This is a genomic window from Enterobacter cloacae complex sp. HYC003_NIDB, from assembly GCF_056673375.1.
Genome location: NZ_CP114220.1, coordinates 1,932,904 through 1,949,278, shown reverse-complemented (window position 1 = coordinate 1,949,278; position 16,375 = coordinate 1,932,904). Strand labels below are relative to the sequence as shown.

Annotated in this window: 18 protein-coding genes; 6 read left to right on the top strand and 12 right to left on the bottom strand. The window is 52.7% G+C overall.

Annotated features, from left to right (window positions below; genetic code table 11):
* Positions 1 to 37 precede the first annotated feature (37 nt).
* Both flhC and flhD read right to left on the bottom strand, forming a co-directional pair.
* Positions 38 to 616, bottom strand: coding sequence for a flagellar transcriptional regulator FlhC (gene flhC, locus O1722_RS09150; RefSeq protein ID WP_003859695.1), 579 nt, complete (start codon positions 614 to 616; stop codon positions 38 to 40).
* 2 nt (positions 617 to 618) lie between these two features.
* On the bottom strand, positions 619 to 969 hold the full coding sequence (gene flhD / locus O1722_RS09145) for a flagellar transcriptional regulator FlhD (protein WP_003859693.1): 351 nt from the start codon (positions 967 to 969) through the stop codon (positions 619 to 621).
* A 796-nt stretch (positions 970 to 1,765) separates the two neighbouring features.
* Between flhD and uspC the strand changes: the two genes are divergently transcribed.
* On the top strand, positions 1,766 to 2,194 hold the full coding sequence (gene uspC, locus O1722_RS09140; protein ID WP_017384418.1) for a universal stress protein UspC: 429 nt from the start codon (positions 1,766 to 1,768) through the stop codon (positions 2,192 to 2,194).
* Positions 2,195 to 2,209: 15 nt separating this feature from the next.
* On the opposite strand, the gene otsA is transcribed toward uspC, so the two are convergent.
* The 6 genes from otsA to O1722_RS09110 all read right to left on the bottom strand — a co-directional run bounded on the left by otsA (position 2,210) and on the right by O1722_RS09110 (position 9,010).
* The gene (gene otsA / locus O1722_RS09135; RefSeq protein ID WP_015570257.1) at positions 2,210 to 3,634 is read right to left on the bottom strand and encodes an alpha,alpha-trehalose-phosphate synthase; all 1,425 of its coding nucleotides are present in this window, start codon (positions 3,632 to 3,634) and stop codon (positions 2,210 to 2,212) included.
* A complete protein-coding gene (gene otsB / locus O1722_RS09130) occupies positions 3,609 to 4,412 on the bottom strand; it encodes a trehalose-phosphatase (protein WP_033486793.1) in 804 nt (267 codons plus the stop codon). The genes otsA and otsB overlap by 26 nt, the downstream gene beginning before the upstream one ends.
* Positions 4,413 to 4,565: 153 nt before the next feature.
* Positions 4,566 to 5,546: an arabinose ABC transporter permease AraH gene (araH, locus tag O1722_RS09125; RefSeq protein ID WP_003859689.1), complete on the bottom strand. Its 981-nt coding sequence runs from the start codon at positions 5,544 to 5,546 to the stop codon at positions 4,566 to 4,568.
* Positions 5,547 to 5,560: 14 nt separating this feature from the next.
* Positions 5,561 to 7,075: an L-arabinose ABC transporter ATP-binding protein AraG gene (araG, locus tag O1722_RS09120; protein ID WP_003859688.1), complete on the bottom strand. Its 1,515-nt coding sequence runs from the start codon at positions 7,073 to 7,075 to the stop codon at positions 5,561 to 5,563.
* 71 nt (positions 7,076 to 7,146) lie between these two features.
* Positions 7,147 to 8,136: an arabinose ABC transporter substrate-binding protein AraF gene (gene araF / locus O1722_RS09115; RefSeq protein WP_017384422.1), complete on the bottom strand. Its 990-nt coding sequence runs from the start codon at positions 8,134 to 8,136 to the stop codon at positions 7,147 to 7,149.
* Between the two features lie 316 nt (positions 8,137 to 8,452).
* Positions 8,453 to 9,010, bottom strand: a complete 558-nt coding sequence (locus O1722_RS09110) for a DJ-1 family glyoxalase III (RefSeq protein WP_033486792.1) — start codon at positions 9,008 to 9,010, stop codon at positions 8,453 to 8,455.
* 503 nt (positions 9,011 to 9,513) lie between these two features.
* Between O1722_RS09110 and O1722_RS09105 the strand changes: the two genes are divergently transcribed.
* Both O1722_RS09105 and O1722_RS09100 read left to right on the top strand, forming a co-directional pair.
* The gene (locus O1722_RS09105; protein ID WP_017384424.1) at positions 9,514 to 10,017 is read left to right on the top strand and encodes a non-heme ferritin-like protein; all 504 of its coding nucleotides are present in this window, start codon (positions 9,514 to 9,516) and stop codon (positions 10,015 to 10,017) included.
* A 576-nt stretch (positions 10,018 to 10,593) separates the two neighbouring features.
* Positions 10,594 to 11,937 (top strand): anaerobic C4-dicarboxylate transporter, encoded by a 1,344-nt coding sequence (locus O1722_RS09100; RefSeq protein WP_032671672.1) that lies wholly within the window; start codon positions 10,594 to 10,596, stop codon positions 11,935 to 11,937.
* 80 nt (positions 11,938 to 12,017) lie between these two features.
* Here the strand turns inward: O1722_RS09100 and O1722_RS09095 are convergent, their stop codons facing one another.
* Together O1722_RS09095 and azuC are read right to left on the bottom strand one after the other, a co-directional pair.
* A complete protein-coding gene (locus tag O1722_RS09095) occupies positions 12,018 to 12,269 on the bottom strand; it encodes a DUF2766 family protein (protein ID WP_003859683.1) in 252 nt (83 codons plus the stop codon).
* 106 nt (positions 12,270 to 12,375) lie between these two features.
* On the bottom strand, positions 12,376 to 12,459 hold the full coding sequence (gene azuC / locus O1722_RS09090; protein WP_003859682.1) for a stress response protein AzuC: 84 nt from the start codon (positions 12,457 to 12,459) through the stop codon (positions 12,376 to 12,378).
* A gap of 214 nt (positions 12,460 to 12,673) precedes the next feature.
* Between azuC and O1722_RS09085 the strand changes: the two genes are divergently transcribed.
* On the top strand, positions 12,674 to 14,092 hold the full coding sequence (locus tag O1722_RS09085) for an MFS transporter (RefSeq protein ID WP_033486941.1): 1,419 nt from the start codon (positions 12,674 to 12,676) through the stop codon (positions 14,090 to 14,092).
* 42 nt (positions 14,093 to 14,134) lie between these two features.
* On the opposite strand, the gene O1722_RS09080 is transcribed toward O1722_RS09085, so the two are convergent.
* Complete coding sequence (locus tag O1722_RS09080) at positions 14,135 to 14,773, bottom strand: RpiB/LacA/LacB family sugar-phosphate isomerase (RefSeq protein ID WP_003859680.1); 639 nt, start codon at positions 14,771 to 14,773, stop codon at positions 14,135 to 14,137.
* A gap of 245 nt (positions 14,774 to 15,018) precedes the next feature.
* On the opposite strand from O1722_RS09080, the gene yecR reads away from it, so the two are divergent.
* Both yecR and ftnA read left to right on the top strand, forming a co-directional pair.
* Complete coding sequence (yecR, locus tag O1722_RS09075) at positions 15,019 to 15,357, top strand: YecR family lipoprotein (RefSeq protein ID WP_015570249.1); 339 nt, start codon at positions 15,019 to 15,021, stop codon at positions 15,355 to 15,357.
* A gap of 200 nt (positions 15,358 to 15,557) precedes the next feature.
* Complete coding sequence (gene ftnA, locus O1722_RS09070) at positions 15,558 to 16,055, top strand: non-heme ferritin (protein WP_003859676.1); 498 nt, start codon at positions 15,558 to 15,560, stop codon at positions 16,053 to 16,055.
* A gap of 36 nt (positions 16,056 to 16,091) precedes the next feature.
* On the opposite strand, the gene O1722_RS09065 is transcribed toward ftnA, so the two are convergent.
* On the bottom strand, positions 16,092 to 16,328 hold the full coding sequence (locus tag O1722_RS09065; protein ID WP_003859673.1) for a YecH family metal-binding protein: 237 nt from the start codon (positions 16,326 to 16,328) through the stop codon (positions 16,092 to 16,094).
* Positions 16,329 to 16,375 lie beyond the last annotated feature (47 nt).

Genomic DNA, 16,375 nt, shown 5'->3' with positions numbered 1-16,375 from the left:
CGCTTACCGCTGCTGGAATCTTGCCCACAGGTTCGGGTTAAACAGCGTGTTCGATCTGTTCATCCAGCAGTTGTGGAATAATATCGGCAGCATCCCGGGAAAGTTTACGTCTTTTTACGGCTCGGGATGGAGGCTGGCACAAACTACAGGCGAAGCTGCCCGCAGGCTGGTGCGCGTGGGTAATGAAATTGCCGTCACAGCAGTTGCAGCGGGACAATTCAAGCATTCCGCTTTCAACAAAACGCACCAGCGTCCAGGCGCGGGTCAGCGCCAGCAGGGGTCCCTCTTCCTGCTGCGGGCATTGCTCAAGGTAAAGTTTGTAGGCTTTGATCACGGCATCAACGCCGCTGCATAAGCCCGTTTTAAGCAGGTACTGCCAGGCGTTACAGAACATGGAAGCATGAATGTTCTGCTCCCAGGTCATGAACCAGTCAGTCGAAAACGGCAGCATGCCTTTTGGCGGCGGGCTACCACGCAATTCTTTGTACAGCTTGATCAGACGACCACGGCTCAGCTGCGTCTCGCTTTCCAGCATTTGTAAACGCGCACCGAGCGTGATGAGTTCCATTGCCAGCTGGATATCACGGGCTTCCTGAACAATGCTTTTTTCGCTCATTGTTAAGCCCTTTTCTTCCGGGCTACGTCATCAGGCTGGCTGATTTCGTTGAGCAGGCGGGTGGAGAGAAGAATACCGGTGTGGATCTGTTGCAGATCGTCCACGCGGGATTCCTGAGTCAGACGCGTAATGGTCTGCGGGTTATCAAAACGGAACTGGCAGACAAGTTGATTGGTTTCAGCCAGCTTGACCATTTGCGGGAGGGTTAATCCACCCAGCATGGTTGCCATCTCTTCGTTAACACCCAGACGAAACATCGCTGACGGTTTGTCCTGACTAATCAAACGCTGCGCGAGCAATAAATACGACAAATTGATGTCATAAATATGTTTTAGCAACTCGGATGTATGCATTTTTCCCATCCCGAATAACCAACTATTATTTTTATGCGGAAAGACCGCACCCCGTGATGTCGCCGGGAAATCACCCGGTATAAAAAGAAAAGGCCAAATGCATAGTTGAATTTAGGTTTGTACGTCGTAAAGCGCGTGACCGGTTAACATGGCCAAAATGTCGGTTACACATTTTATCTTTTCTTACAAATAACTAAGATTTTTCCTAATTCGACGCAAACTCTACTCGTCAGTTTTGACACATACAATGCAGCCCCCCCTGGAATTTAAAAAAAATGTGATCTCTGTCACATAATTTACGCGAATGTAACCCATAAATCCATCAGCGTGACTTGTAATTTGACTATTTATTGAGCAACTGAACCTTGTTTATATTCTTATGGAACGAATACTCATGCAGAGGGATGAGGGGATCGGGTATGAAAATTGCTACGTCGAAGAAGCACTGCCCTTTCGCGTCACAACGGGCGCGAACGCCAGAGAAGAGGCGGAGTTAATTAAGTAAAAACAGCAGCTTAAGTTTTCCTTTCGAGAAAAAAGTTTCCATGGGTAACCATCACGCTTGCGTTGACGATCGGTTAACGCGATTTAACAGCACGGAAGGCTAAATGTGTGATTTACGTTAAGTTGTTAATTACTTTCATTTAGCGTCCCCATTTCGTTATTCTTCTTATAAGAATAATTAATGAATAATTATGATAAGCTTCACACTATTGTCGCATGTGCCTCTTGCAGAAGCGGCAGATTCGCGGTAAAGCTTGAGAAAGGTGTCATTCTGACATAAAAGGAGTGTGTGATGAGTTACTCCCATCTTCTTGTTTCTGTTGCGGTTTCCCCCGAAAGTCATCAACTCGTCGCCCGTGCCGTTTCCATTGCCCGCCCGAATAATGCCCGCATAAGTCTGATTACCCTGGCTGCTGAACCCGAAATGTATAATCAACTGGCAGCGCCAATGCTGGAAGATATTCGTGAGGTTCTTCAGGAGGAAACGCAGCAATTTCTGCGCGAGCTGGTTGAGCGGGCAAAATATCCTGTCCACCAGACGGTGATTGCCACCGGCGAGTTAAGTGGACATATTCTGGACATTTGTCAGAAACAGAATGTTGACCTGGTCATTTGCGGAAATCATAACCAGAGCTTTTTTTCCCGGGCGGCATGCTCGGCAAAATCCATCGTTTCGTCAAGCCAGGTGGATGTCCTGCTGGTGCCTCTCGGGGGCAATTAATGCCCCCGGAGAAAATCAGGCGAGTTTAGGGAAGGTCGCGATCTTTTTTTGCAGATCACCTTCCTGAGTTTGCGGCTGGATCGCGCGCAAATCGTCAATAAAACGCGCCTGCCAGCGGTTGATATCATTCTTAACGATGGTCTCCATCATTTCTGAATGACGTGAAATACGTTCCGCAAGCGGCATGGTTAACGCGCGGTTCAGGGCATTTGCCACATCATCGCGATCGTAAGGGTTCACAATCAGCGCCGAGGTTAACTCGTTTGCCGCACCGGCAAATTGGGACAGCACCAGCACGCCCGGGTCAGCAGGATCTTGTGCTGCTACATACTCTTTTGCCACCAGATTCATCCCGTCGCGCAGCGGGGTGACCAGCCCGACGTCCGCATAGCGGAACACTTTCATCAGGATTTTGCGCTCAAAGTGCTGATTCAGATAGAAAAGTGGAGTCCAGCCGAGCTGACCATAGCGCCCGTTGATGCGCCCTGCTTCGGTCTCCAGCTGGTGACGAATATCCTGGTAAGCCTGAACCTCACCGCGCGAGGTCGGCGCTATCTGGGTATAGCGGATCTTGCCGTGATGCTGCGGGAATTTATCCAGCAGGGTTTCATAAGCGAGGAATCGCTCCGGCAACCCTTTGGAATAATCCAGTCGTTCAACCGAAAAGATATTCTTAACGTGCTTGAGTTCGTCCTTGAGCTGGGCAAGCTTCGGCGGCAGCGGACCAGAGGCCTGCTCGGCGATTTCGTCTGGCTCAATACCAATCGGGTAGACTTCGGTATGGAAATTTCGTCCCCACGCGGTGTGAGATTTGCCGCCGTGAGTGACCAGCCGGGTTTTACCCGACACGCTGTCGAGGAACGCCAGCCTGTCATTTTCCGTCTGGAAACCGAGCAGGTCGTAATCAGACAATGCTTCAAGAATTTCATCATGCTGCGGCAGCGCCGTAAAGATCTCCGGGGTCGGGAACGGAATATGCAGGAAGAAGCCGATCCGGTTCTTCACACCCCGTTTACGCAGCTCCCTGGCGAAGGGCAGCAGATGGTAATCGTGGATCCATAAAATATCGTCTTCTTCGATTAGCGGCAGCAGTTTATCTGCCAGCAGCGCGTTAACGCGCATGTAGCCTTCATAGGATTCACGCTGGAATTTCACCAAATCCAGACGATAGTGGAACGCTGGCCACAGCACGGCGTTTGAGAACTCGGAATAATATTCATCGTAGTCCTTCTCACTAAGGGCGAAGGAGGCCCACGTGATATTGCCCCGTGACACCTTTTTTAGCGGTTTCTCATCATTACTGATTTCCCCGCTCCAGCCAAACCAGAGACCACCCGCGGCTTTGAGGGCACCTAATACCCCGACCGCCAGGCCACCGGCACTGGCTTTTTTATCATCCGGCGGTGCGATGCGATTAGAGACGACGACTAAGCGACCCATAATGATTTCTCCCGTTGTTTTGCGCTATTTGTTGTTGTTGCTGGTTAGCGACGTCAGATATCCACTGCCAGACGCTGGCGACATTTTCCAGCCGCCATCCGGCAATGGTTTCACCAGATCCCACCTTGACAGACATGCCCTGGGCCTGGTTTACCACCCTGAACCCGGCCTCGTCGGTAAGGTCATCCCCAAAAAAGACTGGCGTACGCCCTTTGAACGGCGCTTCCGCCATAAACGCTGCAATGGCAGCGCCTTTATTAATTCCTGCCGGTTTAATCTCGACCACACATTTACCCGGCTGTAACGCCAGCTCCGGATGGGCTTCCGCCACGCTTCTTGCCACCGCAAATATCGCCGCCTCATGATGGGGCGCCTGACGGTAGTGCAGCGCAAAGGCCATGCCTTTGGCTTCCAGTTCCGTACCGGGAAGCATTTCCAGAGCCGAAGAGAGTTGCGCATGCAGCGCCTGAATCAGCGTGTCGGGGAGTGAAACTATATGCAGTTGATCATGGATATCGCGGCGCTCCGCTCCGTGCACACCGGCCAGCGGAAAGTGATAAGGACTGGCGAGCACGTCCAGCTCGGCCATTGAGCGCCCTGAAATCAATGCCAGTGCCCCCTCGTTCTGTCGGGAGAGCTGCTGCAAATTCTCTAACACCGTGTCCGGTACAACGACGTCATCCGGATGCGGTTCAATCCCGGCGAGCGTCCCGTCGAGGTCAAAAAAGAAAGCAAATTTTCCGGGCAGTACAGGCGGTGCGGTTAACAAGTCAGCCACCCTAATCCTCCTTACAGTGAACAAAACAGCCATGTAAGTATAGACAGTGTGACGGTGCTCGCCATTTGGCAACCGGCCCGTCATCAAAACTGGCGGGCCGGTCAGGGGGTCAACTATGGTTAATAGTTGAGCATATTGATGGCTAAAAATAAATCAGACGGTACGCTTCGCTTTTTGCTTGTAACGGTCGAAGATCACCGCTGCCAGCAGGATCAGGCCGCGTACGACGTACTGAGAGAACGGAGAAATATTAAGCAGGTTCATGGCGTTCTCCACGGTCCCCAGAATCAGGATCCCCGCCACCACATATGAGATTTTTCCGATGCCGCCCTTGAGGGAAACGCCCCCTAAAACGCAGGCTGAGATGACGATCAGCTCATAACCAATGGAGGTCATTGGCTGGCCGCTGGTCATACGCGACGCCAGAATAATCCCCGCCGCCGCCGATACCAGCCCGGAAAGCACGAAGATAATGATCTTGGTCCGTACGACCGGAACACCCGCCAGACGCGCCGCCTCTTCATTGCCGCCAATCGCCAGCGTGTTACGGCCAAACGTGGTGCGGTTAAGCAGGAAACCGAACAGGATCAAACAGCCTACCGTCAGCCAGATTGGCGCAGGCAGCCCCAGCCAGTTGGCATAGCCCAGCGTGAAGAAACGCTCGTCTTCAATCCCCACGGCTTTCCCGTCGGAGATGATATAGGCCAGACCGCGCACGATTTGCATGGTCGCCAGCGTCGTAATCAGGGCGTTAATCTTCAGGCGCGCAATGACAAACCCGTTCACCAGGCCGCTCAGCACGCCGAGCAGCAGCCCGGCCAGCACGCCGATCCACAGGCTTTCGGTCATGTTGATCACCACGGCAGTGGTGACGCCAGCACAGGCAATCACCGAGGCAACCGACAGGTCAAAATCGCCGGAGGCCAGGCAGAACAGCATTCCGCAGGCCACCATGCCGGACATGGAGATAGCCAGCCCCAGCCCCTTCATATTGATGAACGTGGCGAAATTCGGCACAAAAATCGCGCAGGCGACGAACAGGGCAGCAAAGACCACCAGCATGCCGTACTGGTCCCAGATGCGGCCAAAACTGAAAGCCGACTTCGGCGCTCCGGATGTAGTAACAGAAGACATCATTGACTCCTTACTCAGGCGACAGCCTGGCTAACTTTAGGCATGGCGAGACTCAACGCCTGTTGTTCATTCGCCTGTTCATGCAGCAATTCACCGGCAATTTCACCTTCACGCATCACAACAATGCGGTCGGCAACGCCCAGCACCTCAGGCAGATCGCTGGAGGCGAACAGGACCGCCACACCGCGTTTTGCCAGTTCATAGATGACGTTATAGATTTCGTGTTTCGCCCCCACGTCGATACCGCGCGTTGGCTCATCCAGCAAAATGACCTTCATATCTTCCGACAGCCAGCGCCCCAGAATGGCTTTTTGCTGATTGCCGCCGGACAGGTTCATGATCAGCTGTTCAGCCCCGGGGGTTTTGATGTTCAGCGAACGGATATGGTGATCCGCGTTGCTCGCCTCCCAGCCGTCGTTAATCAGACATCCCGCGCGGATGAACTTGCGCCGGGCAGAGATGTTGATGTTGTCGCGCACCGAGTGCACCGGAATGATGCCCTCGGCCTTTCGATCCTCCGGGCAGAGCATAATCCCCGCGTTAATCGCCTGCGCAGGCTTCTGAATATCGACCTTTTTCCCGTCGACGAAAACCTGGCCCTGGGTTATTCGGGTGCCGCCAAACAGCCCTTTCATCAGCTCGCTGCGCCCTGCCCCCACAAGGCCAAACAGCCCGACGATTTCGCCGCTGCGCACCGAGAGTGAAATGGGCGTGCGCACGCCCGGGGCTTTGACGTTATCCAGACGCAGACGCTCAGGGCCATACTCGCGCGGTTTCCAGTGGTAAATATCCCCGAGATCGCGTCCGACCATCGCCTGCACCAGTTGGTCATGGTTGACCTGCTGCATATCGGTGAAGGTGCGCACGTAGCGGCCATCTTTAAACACGGTGATGGCATCGCTTAAGGCAAAAATCTCTTCCATTCGGTGAGAAACGTACAGAATGATGCGGCCCTCTTTGCGCAGCTCGCGGATCACGCGAAAGAGATTTTCTATTTCACGCGCCGAGAGCGAGCTGGTTGGCTCGTCAAAAGCGATAATTTTGGCGTTACGTGCCAGCGCTTTGGCAATTTCCACCATCTGCCACTGGCCGATGGAGAGATACTTAAGGGGCGTTTGCGGATCGACATCCAGCCCAAGGTGCTTGAGCTGCAAGCCCGCTTCATAGTTGAGCAGCGAGCGGTTGACCACGCCGCTTTTATGCGGAAGCTGGCCCAGATAGATGTTCTCCGCCACGGTCATTTCAGGAATGAGATGCAGCTCCTGATAGATGATAGCGACGCCCGCATTTAACGCTGCCGTGGTGTCGGCAAAGGCCACCTCTTCGCCGCGAATAGCCAGCGTGCCGGTGGTGGGCGTGTAGTTGCCGCTGAGAATTTTTAGCAGCGTGGATTTTCCCGCGCCATTCTCCCCCATCAGGGCGTGAACCTGGCCGGCATAGCAGTCGAAGCTGATATCGGTCAACGCGTTTACACCGGGGAACGTTTTACCGATGCCGCGGAAAGAGAGATACGGATCAGACTGTTGCATAACGACTCCGTGATTCCTGTAGTGTGTACGTCTGGCCCCTCACGGTGAGTGAGGGGCGCAATCACAGCGTATTACTTACCGCCCAGTCCTTTTTTCGCCAGCTCCTCTTTGAAGTTATCGCGGGTGATCAGCACCACATCGGTCACTTCGGTGAATTTCGGCGGCTCAACCCCTTTGGTCACCCAGTTGTAGAGCATTTCGCTGGATTTATAGCCGTGGACATCCGGGCTTGGCAGCAGAGAGCCGTAGAAACCGGTCGCCTGCGCTTTAGACAGTTCGCTCACGGCGTCAACGCCGTTGATGCCGATCCCGATCACGTCCGGTGCTTTAAAGCCCTGGCCTTCCGTTGCACGCACGCCGCCCAGTACGGTGTTGTCGTTCATCCCCACCACCAGCCAGTGCTTCACTTCCGGATGCTGGACGAGCATGGAATTCGCCGCATCAAAGGCGCCCGGAATATCGTTGGATTTGGTCGGAACTTTGTAGATCTGTTTTTCCGGGAAGCCAGCCGCTTTCAGGGCGTCCATGGACCCGGTGGTACGACGACGGGCGGTGTCCAGCTCGTCAGCGGTAATGGCCATCACGGCGGTCTCTTTGACATCCCAGCCGCGTTTTTGCATCTCTTTGTAGAGCTCCTGGCCCTGACGCTCACCGATTTTAGTGGCCGCCATCATTACCAGCGGAACGGTATCCATCGGTTTACCTTTGGCGTTCACGAACTGATCGTCCACCGCAATCACTTTCATGTCGTAACCGCGCGCTTTCGCGGCAATCGCTGACCCCAGTTTTGGATCCGGCGTACAGATAACGAAACCTTTCGCGCCGCTGGCCGCCAGGCTATCAATGGCGTTCAGCGTTTTCTCACCGTCAGGTACGGCGATTTTAATTACCTCAAATCCCAAATCTTTTCCGGCTTTATCAGCAAATTTCCATTCGGTCTGGAACCACGGCTCTTCCGGCTGTTTAACCAGAAAACCGAGCTTTAAATTTTCAGCGATAGCGGATTGTGACATAACGGCAGCCAGGCCGATGGCCGCCAGCGCTTTAGTAAATTTGTGCATGGTAAACTCCAGCTTTAGCATTCTTATCTGTAGGGAATAATGGCGAACGACTTATTTAATCGGACTTAAAACAAGGCATTAGCGCTTACCTCGTCATAAGCGTTATTGCTGGAGATAGTTTTAGCGGGAAATTAATCATCCATAAGAGAGCGACATCACACCGCAGAATTACAGTAATTGCGTACATAAATTCAGCGAAAAATGACATAAAAAAGGACGTAATTGTCCTACAAATGGAAGGGAGTTAAGCAGGATTATCCATAAGGTCAGCTAAGAAATCCCTGTAACCCGGACGCCTTAGCGCCCGGCAGAAAAATTACCAGCGGTAATAGATGTGTTCAGCATGATCGCGCACGGGGGCGTCGTCACCCAACAGACGAGCAGAGAGCGCCAGCGCAAAGTCAAAAGCGTGCCCCAGCCCCTTGCCGCTGATGAGGTTATTATCCACCACGACCGGCGCATCCACATATACACCCTCATCAACGCTCTGCCAGAGATCGCCGGAACAGACGTAGCGACGCCCCTTCAGTAGCCCGTTACCGCCCAGCACCCGCGCGGCCGCAGAGCAGATTGGGCAGATGAGTTTGCCCTGCTTGTCATGCGCGGAAACAAAGCGGAGCACCTGCTTGCTAGCCGCAAGATTGACGCTCCCCTGCGGCCCACCGGGCAACACGACTGCGTCATACAGCGTATTAATGCGCTCCGTTAACGTACTGTCAGCCACCATGGGGATATTGTGGTAACTCACTACCGCACGGGACTCCGCACAGGCCAGCGTCTCCACCTCAATCTGTAAACGCCGCAGAATATCAATCGTGATAATCGCTTCTGCTTCTTCAAAACCGGGTGCCAGCAGCACCGCAACGTTAGCCATCATAAACCTCAACGAATGAAAAGATGTAAAACAGTGTTTCATTTTCACTCTTTATCAGATCACAATCTTGCGACGCGATCACAGAACCGTATATTGAGTGAAAATTGATTTAGCTCAAATTTGATACGACAGGATATATTTGCAGATATTATTTCTGATTTAACACTTTTACAGAATTTCCCGCCAAAGAACGTTTCCTGAAACGATAAAAATGAGCGATATTAATTTCACACCCATTAAAATCAACAAGTTATATTAAACACAATCTCTTAACCCTCTTTCTATTCTGGGCTATATTTAAATTTGTAATGTATGGTAAACACAGCCTTATTAAGAGTTTTCTTAAGTCAAAGAGAAGCGTATGCTTATTTAAATCGAACACAGGAAGTGAATTTTCGAGTTTTTTACCTTGCAGAAATCTATTTCTGCCATTCAATCGTCAATACCTGCCGGGTCAGGTTAAGTAGCGGACATCAAGTCCCACAGTCAATAAGGATATGAGAATGACTACCCAAACGATGATGCAAAAACTGAATGCCCAGATGAACCTGGAGTTTTATGCTTCAAATCTGCATCTGCATTTGAGCGCGTGGTGTTCCAGAAAAAGCCTCAACGGCACTGCCACCTTCTTTCGTACTCAGGCGCAAAGTAACGTCACGCACATGATGCGCGTCTTTAATTTTTTGAAAGCTGTCGGGGCAAACCCTACCGTCAAAGAGCTTGAAACGATTGAAGATAATTATACTTCTCTGGAAGAACTGTTTCAGAAAACGCTCGAAGAGTATGAGCAACGCTGTGCGAAGCTGAGCAAACTGGCTGATGAAGCCAAAGCGCAACGGGACATCATTACCCTCAAGTTTTTACGTGATATGGACAGAGAGCAGCAGCAGGATGGCATGCTGCTGAAGACGCTCGCAGATGAAATCCGCAACGCGAAACGCGCGGGGATTTGTCTGGAGCAGACGGACCGCCATCTTCTCGACATTGCTACCGTGCAACACCACTAAGTCCTTCACCCGCTCCCGTCAGGGCTGAGAGTTCCCCACAAAATAATGCCTGCACAGACGGCCCCCTCTCCCTTGAGGGAGAGGGCTGGGGTGAGGGGGAACATACGGCTCTGGTGGTCATTCCGTTCACTTTATGTTCCTTGCTACTCTGTCACGGCATAACCGGTGAACGTGCCAGGGTGGCTCAGTCGCCACAACCCTGGCGACCCGGGCTTCCGGCGGAAAATCGCCGCTTCGCGGTACCTTCGGCTTATTCCTTCCGGCTTATCGGGGACGGGCGGAGGTAACATCCCTGTAAAGCCCGCCCTCTCGGCGCATCCCTGCGCCTCGCCCCGGCCTACAGGAAACGCCTCAGCGATTTACAGCCGGACCGAGGCATCGCTGAAAGCCTTCAGTTATTCTGAAGGCAACGTTATCGCTTTTGCTTTCAAATTACTGGGGATCCCTCAGCCCGTCAGGGAGTGGGTACCAACTCCCTGCTTTTGCTGACATTTAACAAATCAGATCTTGCTCCCAATGAATAACCATACATCGTGTAATGATTTGTTTAATTACATTCATTAACGAGGGAGCATCATGATCACCATTGAGTTTATTGTCATTATTCTCTGCCTGCTGATAGGCACCCGCTTCGGCGGGATGGGCCTGGGGCTGATAAGCGGCATCGGCCTGTTTGTTTTGAGTTTTGTCTTTGGTCTGCAACCCGGTAAACCGCCGGTTGACGTGATGCTCACGATCCTCGCCGTCATCGGCTGTGCGGCCACGCTACAGACCGCCGGTGGCCTGAATGTAATGATGCAGTTTGCAGAGCGCCTGCTGCGTAAACATCCCCAGCACATCACCCTTCTCGCACCGTTTACCACCTGGATGTTGACCTTCCTGTGCGGGACCGGGCACGTCGTCTACACCATGTTTCCCATTATCGCGGATATCGCCCTGAAAAAAGGCATACGCCCGGAACGGCCGATGGCGGTGGCCTCGGTGGCATCTCAGATGGCGATCACCGCCTCCCCCGTTTCCGTGGCCGTCGTTTCGCTGGTCTCGATTCTGGGTGCGCAGCACGGTATCGGCCACGCGTGGGGGATCCTCGAAATTCTTGCGGTCTCCGTACCGGCCTCACTGTCTGGCGTCGCCATTGCGGCGCTGTGGAGCTTGCGTCGCGGGAAAAACCTCGCAGACGATCCTGAATTTCAGGAAAAGCTGAAAGATCCGAAACAGCGGGAGTTTATCTATGGAGGAACGGAGACGTTGATGGATCAACGTTTCCCGAAACAGGCCTACTGGTCCACGTGGATCTTCTTCGCCGGGATTGCCATAGTGGTCCTGCTGGGTGCGCTGCCCGAGCTGCGTCCGGCGTTTGAGATCAAAGGGAAAATGACAGCCCTGTCGATGAACCTTGTCATTCAAATGATGATGCTGATCGCCGGGGCCATCATGCTGATGACCTGCAAGGTGAATGCGTCGGCCATTTCAAACGGGGCGGTATTTAAGGCGGGGATGGTCGCGATTTTCTCGGTGTTTGGCGTGGCGTGGATGAGCGATACCTTTTTTCAGGCGCATCTCGACGAGCTGAAAATGGCGCTGGAGGGGGTGGTGAAAAGTCATCCCTGGACGTATGCCATCGTGCTGTTCCTGGTATCAAAACTGGTCAACAGCCAGGCTGCGGCCTTGACCGCGGTCGCCCCGATGGGGTTGATGCTGGGCATCGATCCGAAAATGCTGGTGGCCTTCTTCCCGGCATCCTACGGCTACTTTGTGCTGCCCACCTATCCGAGCGATCTGGCCTGTATCGGGTTCGATCGCTCCGGCACCACCCGCATCGGTAAATTCATCATCAACCACAGCTTTATTCTGCCGGGGCTGATTGGCGTCAGCTGTGCCTGCGTGGTGAGCTATCTGCTGGTGCAGACGTTCTTCTGATCCTTCTGCGGGCGACAGGCTCTGTCGCCCTTCGACGTAAAAGCAGAAAAGAGTTTCTAATTTTAAAACATCGGTTTATTTTAGTGTGACTCACCCTGCGGTGTGAAGCGGAGTTCAATCAGCGCAATCGCTTTCTGGATCGCGCGGAGCGTAACCGGGTCCGCCGCAGCAGGATGGTTGGTGAAATCGATGTTTTTCAGCTGGGTCGACATCTTTTCGCGTACCTCAACCGGCGCGATAACGTCAATCACATCAAGGATTTGTTTGATAACCAGCTGGCAGGCGACGACGTCAGATACCAGTTCCTGATCGGCGCTCAGGTTTTGTGACATGGGGTTCTCCTTATTCAAAGGCCGCCATAGTAGCAAAACAGACGCCCTTCCATCTCCCTCTCGTCGTCCGCAGACATAAAAAAACCTGCCGAAGCAGGTTTTTTTATCAGAACATCGCACCCGGTGGGACGTCTTTAAACGTTGTGCAGTAGTTTGCCCACATGCTTTTCAGGATTTTGCGCAGTTTCATTATGTTGCTCCAGTAACGTGTTATGCAGGTGTTATTGTCAATACGCTTATAATATGACCACCATCACAAAAATCAACCATTTTGTGACCTGCATCACGGTTATTAAACCCTCAGTGCTGCTGGTTTGTTAAAAAAAGCCATGATAAATCCGCACGTTACAGGCTTATAAATTCCAGTAAATGTTTATAAAATTTTTTGAGCGGGCAGGAAGAGAATGAGTGAAAACGTATCCGGCAAAGAGAGCCGTGGATTATCGCCTGCGGCGCTGCTGGTGGCCGGTGCTTTCTTTATGGAGTTTCTGGATGGGACGGTGATCGCCACCGCGTTGCCGGATATGGCAAAAAGCTTCGGCGACCAGGCGGTGGATCTGAATATCGGCATCAGCGCCTATCTGATCACCCTGGCCGTACTGATCCCCGCCAGCGGCTGGATCGCCGACCGCTTCGGCGCGCGAAAAGTGTTTGCCCTCGCGCTGGCGATCTTCACGCTGGCCTCGGTATTTTGCGGCCTGTCCACCACGCTCGATCAGTTCGTTGCGATGCGCGTCCTCCAGGGCATGGGTGGCGCGCTGATGGTGCCCGTAGGTCGCCTGGCCGTGCTACGCACCACGCCAAAACATCAGCTCATCACGGCAATCGCCACCCTGACGTGGCCTGCGCTGGTCGCGCCGATCATCGGCCCGCCGCTGGGTGGGTTCATTACCAGCTATGCCGACTGGCGCTGGATCTTCTTTATTAACGTGCCGCTGGGGATAATCGCCATTTTGCTGGCACTGCGCATCATTCCGGACCTGCATGAAGATACGCGCCGACCGTTTGATTTACCGGGTTTTGTTGTCACCACCCTTGCCATGGTGAGCCTGGTTTATGCGATGGAGTTGATGGGCGCAGAGCCTCTGCGAACAGGATTAACCGCCACGCTGTTTATCGTCGGTGTCGTCGCCTTAAGCCTGGCGCTGCGTCACTTTAAGCGGGCAACCTGGCCGATGATCAGGCTCGATGCGATGCAGGTGCCGACGTTTCGCGTCACCCTGTACGGCGGATCGCTGTTTCGCGCCTCCATCAGCGCGGTTCCGTTCCTGTTACCGCTGATGTTCCAGGTCGGCTTTGGCATGGACGCGTTCCATTCTGGCCTGCTGGTGCTGGCGGTTTTCGTTGGCAATCTCACCATTAAACCGGCGACGACGCCGCTTATCCGCAGCCTGGGGTTTAAGCGGCTGTTGCTGATTAACGGTGCGTTGAATGTCCTGGCGTTGCTGGCCTGCGCGTTTCTTACGCCGCAGACGCCCGCGTGGCTCATCATGCTGATCCTTTATCTGGGCGGCGTTTTCCGTTCGATTCAGTTTACAGCCATCAGTACGTTGGCTTTTGCGGATGTGCCATCGGTGCAGATGAGCTATGCCAATACTCTGTTTTCAACCGCAACGCAGCTTGCCGTGGGGCTTGGGATCACGCTCGGGGCGATTGGTATTCGTATCGGGGAAAAAGTCAGTGAGGCGATGGGGATTGCCGGTATGCCAGGAATGAGCTTCCGGCTGGCATTTGTGGCAATCGCGCTGATCTGCCTGGTGGGAATGGTTGACACGCTGCGTCTGACTCAAGATGCGGGCAGCGCGGTCTCATCGAAAAAGTAACGCTATCTGCCGGGCAGGCAACGCACCGCCCGGCAAAGTAAATCAGCCAACAATACCGCGCACGAAGGCTTCAATCTCTTTGTCCTGGCAGTTCTCGAAGAAGCACTGCTGGAAGCGCTGGCCTGATACGGCGGTTTTAACCAGCTCAGGATCGATTGCTCGCAGGGTATCCAGATAGTTTTCTTTCACCACCGCCGCTTTCACCTGGTTCAGGATCCCGGCGTTACGCACCTGCGGCTCTTTACGCTCTGGTGGATAGCCTTCGCCATTGCGTCCGGTAAACGCTTTCTCAAAGATAAAGCGTACGTTCAGTTCTGCCCCCCAGCCGAAGCCCTTCGCAAACGGCAGAGAAAGCGCGTTACCGTTGTTGATTTGCGCAAACAGGAAAGCATCCGCAGGATCGATGCAGTAACCGCAAATCACACCCGGATGGATGTTCAGAGACATCAGCGCGCCCTGCCCGGTACCGCAGCCGGTAACAACAAAATCAACGGCTTTAGCGTTAAGCAGAATGCTCGCCATGATGCCCAGGTGAATATAGGTGAGATGATGATCGTTCTCATCACTCATACCGACGTTATAGACCGGAAAACCTTTCTCATCAGCAACGGCTTTCAGCTCATTAAGGATGATGGGATTCTTAGCGGCCTGGCTGTTTTCCATCATCAGTGCAATTTTCATCTTGTCTCTCCTGAATGCATGGCGGGCGATCCCGCTGTGGATACCTTTTCAACTTAACCTTACTATCAAACAAACGCACTTTCAAATTAAGTGAAAGATTGTTTTAAAAAACAAAGATGCGCTCACAATTTCGCGCGGTGGCCCGGCTCGTTGCACAGTGAGAGGGCAGATCCTCCGGCTATTCCAGCCATTGCGTACCATCGCGTTGGTTACAATGGCGTATTTCCCGTCACGCAGAGTGAACCATGAAACGTGTAATCATAGCCGGAACGATCCTGTTGCTCGCCGGGTGCAGTATCAACCGTCAGGCAGAAGTCAGCAGTACGGATGCCCCAAACGGAATTGTGCGCCTCGACTATGGCCAGGCCATGCTGCAAAACGCCTGGTCTGATGAGTATGTTAATAACGGTACGGCAACCAAAGCCTGTCAACATATGGGCTACGCCACTGCGTCAGCCTACGGGCAGCCAATTAAAACCTGCACCCTGATCAGCGGTTCACTCTGTCTGAACGAAAGTGTGACCATTCAGTATAAATGTCAGGGATATGCTGTTACCTCTTCCAGCCAGAATCCGTGGTATTAACCGCTACTGCCAGTCACGCTGGCAGTTTATTTAATAAGAACTAAAACAATTCTCATTAATAAATATAAATGACGGCAATGCGTTTTATTCCCATTCGTATTTTTAATAAGGAAATATTTATTTTACTTTTTGCAAATAATTAAATAACAAATTATAGTGTCGCTCATCGTGAACCAGAATTAATAAACCGGAGCTGCACCATGTTAAAAACTGAAATGATCGACAAGCTCAATGCGCAAATGAATCTTGAGCTTTTTTCTTCCCTGCTTTATCAGCAGATGAGCGCCTGGTGCAGCTATCACAGCTTTGAAGGGGCGGCCGCCTTCCTGCGTCGTCATGCCCAGGAAGAGATGACGCACATGCAGCGTCTGTTTGATTACCTGACGGACACCGGCAGCCTGCCGCGCATTGATAACGTGGCATCGCCTTTTGCCGAATACGGCTCTCTTGATGAACTGTTCCGCGCCACCTATGAGCATGAACAGCTGATCACCCAGAAAATTAATGAACTGGCTCATGCCGCCATGACCAGCCAGGATTATCCAACCTTTAATTTCCTTCAGTGGTATGTGGCTGAACAGCACGAAGAAGAGAAGCTGTTTAAATCCGTGCTGGATAAATTATCTCTGGCAGGTAAATCCGGGGAAGGTCTGTACTTCATTGATAAAGAGCTGTCGACGCTCGATACCCAGAATTAACAGAAAAGCGGTGCTGAGTTTTCAGCACCGCATTATTTAATGGCGGCAAATTTTACTTTCGTGAGTGGAAAATCCGTCTGCTGCTGGAATGAATTTTCCGCGCGCCGCCAGAAACGCCACCAGCTCCGCGGCCGTCATCTCCGAAGCTGAACAGGTATGGAAACGCGCCGCTTCGCCAAAGCGGGCATGTATCGCCTCAACCAGACTCTCCTCCGTATAGCGCTCACCTGACTCAATCATCATATTCAGCACGTCGTGTCCGTGAATTGACATGGTTACCTCTCGCAAATAAAAAGCAGACTAAACGTTCCCTCTACGGC